The organism is Aquabacterium sp. (assembly GCF_030652515.1).
GTDB lineage: Bacteria > Pseudomonadota > Gammaproteobacteria > Burkholderiales > Burkholderiaceae_C > Aquabacterium.
The window spans coordinates 97679-104873 of the sequence record NZ_JAUSAR010000137.1 but is presented as its reverse complement, the minus strand read 5'-3'; the positions used below and the strand labels follow the sequence as shown (position 1 = coordinate 104873).

Below are 7195 nucleotides of genomic sequence, written 5' to 3'. Positions count from 1 at the left end.
ATCAGCTGGAAAACCAATAGTCGCAAACGACGAAAAGTACGCTCTAGCCGCTTAACCGGTTAGATCCCACACCCTGCTGTCCGTGGAGGGGCTCAAGGCAGTAATGCCGCGATGAGTGGGATCATTTACACGGAATCGTGTTATGCAGGGTTACTTTGTATAACATTAAATTTAGGTGACTCGTCCAGTAGCAGCCTGTCGGTTGGCGTCTGCCGGATAAAATTAAATAACCAGACTAAGTATGTAGAACTGCCTGTAGAGGGCTTGCGGACGCGGGTTCAATTCCCGCCGCCTCCACCAACAAATAGAAACGACACCCTTGTGGTGTCGTTTCTATTTGTTGCGTAAAGATTGCACGGAAACTGAATCTGCGTCCGGCACGGGAGCGGGGCGGAGAGCGTTAAACAAACAGCACCTGCGTGCTGTTTGTAGCCTGGAGCGGCATTCGCATGCAGGCGAATGCGAGGCCAATTCCCCGCCTCCACCGATAAGCTAAAAACCTATCTCGTTCTCCCCATTCCTCTGCCGCGCCAACTTAAGTGGCTCCGTGACAAAACTTCGAATCTCCTCAATGACCTCATTCAGCGTCGATGCATCAAGCCGATTCTTTCCAAGGAACGCTTTCCACTGAGCTTGCTTCGTCGTGTCGTATGCAAACTCATCAGTCAGACCAAGCGGCATATTTTCCGGCACCAATGTTTGACGGCGCTGAAACGTTGCTGCAATTGCATCGCCCAATTGCCGGGCATCCAGTACTCCCTCGTGCACCAAGGCTCGCAAATCAAAGTAGTCCTTCATCCGACTGTTTGCCATACCGAGACTCACAATTGCCTCCAGCTTCTCAGCCGCCACTGCCGCACGTGGATAAACGCGCAAGCGTGGCGCTGGCAGCTCTTCCAGCAAGGTTGGGTAAACCGCTTCCTCCGGCCCCGGCGTTACTGCGTCCCCATAACCGACATCGAGTTGAACCGTATTACGTGCATTCCCAAGCCTGGCCACCAACCGTACACGCAAACCACCATATCGGGCTTCCTCACGGATTTCCTCAACCGTAATCGAAGCAGGGTCGAATGTCATGCCATCATCCACATCGATGCCGCAGATTTCACGTACCGTATTCGCGAGTGCCTCGATATCAATCGGGCCGAAGCCGAGAAAATCTGCGTCGCGGGTTGGCCGGTGCGGTACGTCAAACCACAGATCAAACAGTAGCGCCCCTTTTAACCAAAATACGTCACGCGCCGGAGCGAGGGAGAGACGATACAAAAAGCGTTCAATCGCATAACGCGTCAGGATGAGGTTGAAGTCCTCGCCACGCGCCTTGGCCTTATTCAACAAGCGAGCATGTATCGACGCTATCAGATCCACTGTCACGCTACCGCCTCCAGATAAGGGCGCATCACATTGGTCACACGATTGATCTTCGCATATCGCCATAGATCGTCGGCACTCACCTTCTTTGCTCGGCGCGCCTCACGTAGCGCCTCAAGCGCTACATCCAGACCGATTTTGTTGCGAAACTTGAAACAGTCTGCCACCGTCTTGGCTACGCAAGTTACTTGCACCTTCACGCCATCAAGTTGCCGCGTCTCTACGCCTGATGTCAGTGCGGCATCAGAAAAACGCACTGTGCGCAGCGGCGGATACTCAAGGCGGGGTGGATGACTCTTGTTACCGATAGCGATCCAGACCTCGTATGGCGCCTGAGTTGTCAGATCGTGAATGCGCAGTGCCGTGAGCAGGCAAAATACCACATAGGGTGCGCGCTTCGCCACTGCCACCAGCGCGCTATGCTCCCCCCCCTTGTAGCCGGGCATGGTATACAGCCCCCGCGCCACCCGCACCAGTTGGCTTGCCGCAACCATTCGCGAAATCTGGCTACGGGTAATGCCCGCCGCGACCAGTTCACGTGATCGTGCTGTGCCTGCACTGCGCAGGAGTGTCTGGATATGGCTTTCAGTCGTGGTCATATTGGCATTGTTCCATATTTTCGGTAATTATGCACAAATACCGCAATATTGGAACAACGCCCGGTGAAGCTCAAAAGCATCACCGCTCATCGGGCGACTTCCAGTCCAAGAAATGATCCAGGGCATCGATGCTGCCAATCAGTTCGCGAGCTTGCTTCAATCGATCAAGGAGCCTAAGTCTTTCTTCCGCATCCAAGGCTGCGGCCCTCCGCTCTGCTTCAACGAAAAACTGCTCGATGCGGTTTGATTCTGCCCACCGATCAATAATATGGTGCAGATCTTCTCTACTTTGCTTTAGTGCTTTGGCAGTTCGACGCTCCTCCTCTTCGCGCCTCCATTCCCGCCGTTGAGCCTCCCACTGTTGATGCTCAATCTCTGCTTGACGCATTCCCTCCTCGACAAGGTGGGCAACTTCAACTGCGGCCTCCTCCAACTCTTTCACAATCCCCCTTATTTGCGCATCAAGACTGCGAGCTGCTGTCGTTTCTCGCCATTGCTTTTTCCACTTTGCTCTTGCATAAGGGGAGTAGGCCTGTAAGCACAACCTTCCAGTGGGAATATCTTTCATCGTTGTCCAAGAATGATCGACGGCATACCGTCCGCGTTTTGGTGGAACATAATCCCTCACCCGAACATACTCGCCATTGACGTAGCGAACCTCCACCTCCTCCGACATCTCAATGATTGTCAAACCAATCGCCACCGTCCCCACATAGACTACGGTGTCGCGCCCCGGCGACCAAAGGTTGTTGAAATGGCGGTGCTTACCTGGATTTTCGCGCTCATCTACCTCTTCTCTTCGAAGGTGTTCACCATGTGGTGCAATAACGACGCGATAGCCATGTTCCTCAAGCGACAAGAAGAATTGGTTGGCGAAAGACAGCGCCTTGTCGAGCCCGGTTTTAGTCACGGCCATATCTACCAGTAGCTTCTTCGCTGGCTTTAGATACTCTCCTCCATAAGAGAGCCGCCCAGATTCGAAAAGCGCCTTGGTACCGTTGATGAGAGGGTGCTGACTCATGCGCAGCGTGGGGGTCGTTCGCATGCGCCGTGTATGGACTGGAGGCTTTGGTAATGGTCTGGGAACATGTTCGCTGCTGCCATCCCGAGACCAGATCAATTCATTTCCTGGGTGAGCTTCAGGGAGAGGGACTTGCTTCTGCGTATTACCTACAGCAAGTTTTGCCCAATAGCCGCGCTCGGGCCGAGGAACATTCATGCGTGTACAGACCCTCGCCATGTAGCTGGATGAAACACCAAACTTCGCAGCGACCTTAAGCATCGGCTCGGACCAGACAAGTGCGTACAGGGCCTCGCGCGTTAACGGGGTTTCGAGCTTTTCTTGCGAATCTGCGGATTTACCCAAGGAATCGTCTGTGGCTGTCATGGCAATAAATGAGGAACCATCAACTAGTGCTGTGCTCGATATTGAACTGAAAAATGTGCAAAGTGAACGAGGCGATTATTTTATAGAATTGCACCAGTCATTCGCCAGCTCAATGCCGGTGAGTTGACCCGATCTCAGGTTCGGTAGAGCAATTTCCATCAAGTCAAAGCGGGGGTATTTTTGGGGGTATTTTGCAGAAATTCCCAAGCGGTAGTTATGCCCAAGTGGCCGATAGCGTAAGGGCAGAGAAGCGCGGGTTCAATTCCCGCCGCCCCACCAATAAAACGAAAGCTCATCCGCAAAGGATGGGCTTTTTTTTTAAACACGACGACGCGGGAAATTGATACGAATATGCCTTGATACATATGTTTGAGCAGACATAGAAACTCCCGCTCAATCTCAACGCAAGCAGATTGACCAGAATGAAGAAATGACGCTGATGTCAATTCAATATCGGCTGCATATTCATGCAACTGCTCAAGGATTGGCACTACCCGACATTTTAGAAAGCACGGCAACCAGTGTCTTGACGCATAGCGCCCGATTTTTCGGCGACTTGATCCCGGACGGGAGACGGCTCAGCCAGTGACTGTTCAATCCGACTCCCGGGTTGCGTAATGCAACCAGCCGGGAAGTGGTCGGTAATGGAGAGAGTGACAGCACGCGGATACACTCCGCAATCTGGGCTTGCGATGAAAACTGCAGGGTAAATTCGCCGAACTCCACACATATAATCGGGAACCCTTTGTGTGGCACAGCGGCGGGTGCAGGCGGCTCGAAGCGCTCTGCGCGCGCCCATGGCTTACCATCCGCTTCAACGTGAACCCAGTAGGCCATGGGTGCCAAACGCCAGTCGGCGGCATATTCGATCCAGTAATTAGGCGTTTTCATCTTGATTCGACACCCAACAATTTACAGCAGGTTTGCTCAAGTCATTTGCCGACTCAATGACAGATCGGATGCGGGTTCAATATGTCATCTCCCCCACCAACCAGCACTTCAATATTGACGGCCTGGCAAAGTCAGTTTCGCTCACAAAACGTCTTCAAAGACTTGGGCCACTCACCAGCTTCCCGAAGCCCCGCCGCCACCGGATCGACCTCCACCGGAGGATGAGGAAGAACTGGAACTGGAACTGGAGCTGGAACCAGAGCCGGAAGATGATCCCGACGACGAACTGCGCGGCTCCGGCATAGTACCGCCGCCGCTGACGCTGACCTGAGCCGGATCGAACCAGACGCCAAAGATGTTGCGCGCCTTACTGGATCGTTTCTTGATGCGCAACAAACGCCCCCGTGCCTGCTGGCGCCGGAATACGTCAGCAGACAGGTAACTGCTCGCCTTGAATGCAAAAGGCAGTACGAACAAACCGGCAAACAACCCGTTCACCGCCATCAGAACCCACAGAATATCCGGCTCTCCTGCGAACGCGGCGCCAAACACTGCATAGAACACCCCGAAAAAGACACCGAAGAAGCTGAACAGTATGAACATCGTCTTGATCTCGCCCAATCCTGTGCCGGTATTCTTTTTTTCCTGTTCCACTCGCCCCTTAATGCGACCGTAATACCGGGCCAGCAGATACAGCAGGATCGGCATCAGGTTGGCGCCGAGGGAGAATCCGAATCTGGCCCACGCCCCGTCCCAGTTGATATCCTGCGGCGGCGCCAAGACGGGATCGGGGGGCGGGCCTTCCGCCTGGACCTCACCCCGTGCTGCAGCAGCCAATCTCTCCAAGCCGGCAAGCAGCCCATCGGTGTAGCGTTGTTCGCGAAAGGCCGGTTTAAATTGCTCATTGATTATCCGGTTGCTGAATACATCCGTGATGAAGCCTTCCAAACCGTAACCCACCTCGATACGCATCTGCCGAGCGCTCGGCACAATCATTATGAGCAGCCCGTTGTCCTTGCCGGCAAGGCCCAGCTTCCATTTTTCGAAAATCTTTACCGTCGCATTCTCGATGGTGTCGCCCTGCAAGTCGCGCGCGACATAGATCGCCGCCCAGACACCGTCCGACTCGCGCAATATGCGAATCCTTGCCAGCAGCGCAGCCTTGTCCGCCTCATCCAGCACGCCTGCCTCATCCAGCACATCACCCTGAAAGGCAGGCGCATCGAAGGCGTATCCCGGACTGCCGAGGCTGGCAAAGACAAGGCAGACGAGCAGTACAAAACGAAAAAGACCAGCCATATCCGGGCTCCCAAAAGAAAACAATAGATGCAAGTTCGATCTTGCACACTTCAGCGCACACAGTCGGTCCGCATTTCCTCTGCATTACCCCTGAAATTTCCTATTCCTGGCGCGACGATTTGGAGGATAGGAAATCCAACCACCCAAGTCAATTTCCCGTCACCGCGAAATTGGCGGGTAGGGGATTTGGAACCCAATATCCTCAACGCTCAGCCCCCGAAAAACTGATACCATAAAACCCGCCGCTGGCAAGTCAATTCGTCGGAAGGGCTTTGGGGGAAACCGAAAACTGCGCCTGGCCGGGTAGTAGATACGGCAGAAACAATAGAAAGCAGCAGACAGATGGTTTGGAGATGGGTTGCACACCATTTTAAAGGGGGCACTGTGATCAATTCTGCGCGTGGAAAAATTCTACTTGGCTTGTCTTTGCTGTGCTGCGGCGAAATCGCCACAGCGGACGAATTTCACTACAACAACATGCTGATCGGGGACCGCGCTGCGGGCATGGGCGGCGCTTATACCGCAGTCTCAGACGATGCTACCGGCATGTACTACAACCCGGCCGGAATCGTGTTCGTGGGCGACAGAAACTTTTCAGCCAGCGTCAACGCCTTCTACTCACAGACAAAAGAATTCGAAAACGTAATCGGCAATCAATCGTTCGAACGTAACTCATCCGCGTTGTTAGCCAATTATTTCGGTATCGTTAAACCGCTTGGAAAATACAAGATCGGCTTTTCATATGCAGTACCGGATGCTGTGAGCGAGAACCAGAATCAGGAATTCACCAACAACGTGGTAGACAATTATTCCCGTCAAATCATTAATCTAAGCAATCGAGACAGCACCTATAACGTTGGCCCCACAGTTGCAGCAGAAATCAATGACGACCTTTCTGTTGGACTCACGCTCTACGTACATCAGCGAGACGTGCAAATTGTTCTGAACCAATTTGTGGAAAGAATGGATACCGGCTCAGGCACGAGCACAGGGTGGACGAACAAATACTTCAGGATGAACGAAACGGGAATCAAGCCGATTATTGGCGTCTCATGGTCGCCAGTTGAGAAGGTATCCCTCGGCTTCGCACTGTCAAAGACGTTTATTATGAGCTCGAGCGCCACCGGCCAGGAAACATGCTGGGACTCGGTTACCAACGGCTGCACTTCTTCCACGGCGCCGCCTACAACCGTTCGCACCCCCGTCATTCTGAATTTCACGGAGAAACGGGAATACCCAACTCATTTGGCGATCGGTGCTGCGTATTTCGCGAGCAAGGATCTGCTCATTTCAGCAGACTGGAGCTACAACACTGCGGTTGAGGACCCAATCTTCGTAGATAAAGTAGCCACATATAATTTTGCTTTGGGTACAGAGTACTACATGACGCGAAAGTGGGCCGTCAGAGCCGGTGTTTTCACCAACATGGCCAACACCCCGGATATACAGGCTGGCGTTACCAACATCGAGGAACAAATCAATCTGTACGGAGCAAGTTTGAGCCTCACCAATTTCTCGGGAAGCTCGTCAGTCACCGTGGGGGGGAGCGTCAACTACGGCACAGGCAAAGCCCAGATGCGCAATGACCAGAGTGTTCAAAACGCCACGACCCTAGGCTGGCTGCTCTTCCTGTCATCGTCGTACTAAC

The 7195-nt window shown here is 53.3% G+C and carries 7 protein-coding genes and 1 other RNA gene; 2 read left to right on the top strand and 6 right to left on the bottom strand.

From position 1 onward, the window contains the following. Positions 1-300, top strand: a transfer-messenger RNA (tmRNA) gene (ssrA, locus tag Q7V20_RS16435); the annotation flags it as partial. Positions 301-492: 192 nt separating this feature from the next. Here ssrA and Q7V20_RS16430 read toward each other — a convergent pair. The 6 genes from Q7V20_RS16430 to Q7V20_RS16405 form a co-directional block, all read right to left on the bottom strand. Further along, the gene (locus Q7V20_RS16430) at positions 493-1374 is read right to left on the bottom strand and encodes a nucleotidyl transferase AbiEii/AbiGii toxin family protein (RefSeq protein ID WP_304793508.1); all 882 of its coding nucleotides are present in this window, start codon (positions 1372-1374) and stop codon (positions 493-495) included. Next, positions 1371-1970, bottom strand: coding sequence for a type IV toxin-antitoxin system AbiEi family antitoxin domain-containing protein (locus Q7V20_RS16425; RefSeq protein WP_304793505.1), 600 nt, complete (start codon positions 1968-1970; stop codon positions 1371-1373). Before Q7V20_RS16425 ends, Q7V20_RS16430 begins: the two co-directional genes overlap by 4 nt. Before the next feature lie 79 nt (positions 1971-2049). Continuing rightward, positions 2050-3357 carry a hypothetical protein gene (locus Q7V20_RS16420; RefSeq protein WP_304793502.1) on the bottom strand — a complete coding sequence of 436 codons (1308 nt, stop codon included), beginning with the start codon at positions 3355-3357 and terminating at the stop codon, positions 2050-2052. Between the two features lie 158 nt (positions 3358-3515). Beyond that, a complete protein-coding gene (locus Q7V20_RS16415; RefSeq protein ID WP_304793499.1) occupies positions 3516-3848 on the bottom strand; it encodes a hypothetical protein in 333 nt (110 codons plus the stop codon). Further along, positions 3835-4248, bottom strand: a complete 414-nt coding sequence (locus Q7V20_RS16410) for a hypothetical protein (RefSeq protein ID WP_304793496.1) — start codon at positions 4246-4248, stop codon at positions 3835-3837. The genes Q7V20_RS16415 and Q7V20_RS16410 overlap by 14 nt, the downstream gene beginning before the upstream one ends. A 171-nt stretch (positions 4249-4419) precedes the next feature. Continuing rightward, positions 4420-5547, bottom strand: coding sequence for a YgcG family protein (locus tag Q7V20_RS16405; RefSeq protein WP_304793494.1), 1128 nt, complete (start codon positions 5545-5547; stop codon positions 4420-4422). 384 nt (positions 5548-5931) lie between these two features. Between Q7V20_RS16405 and Q7V20_RS16400 the strand changes: the two genes are divergently transcribed. After that, positions 5932-7194, top strand: a complete 1263-nt coding sequence (locus tag Q7V20_RS16400) for an OmpP1/FadL family transporter (protein WP_304793491.1) — start codon at positions 5932-5934, stop codon at positions 7192-7194. Position 7195: the final 1 nt, after the last annotated feature.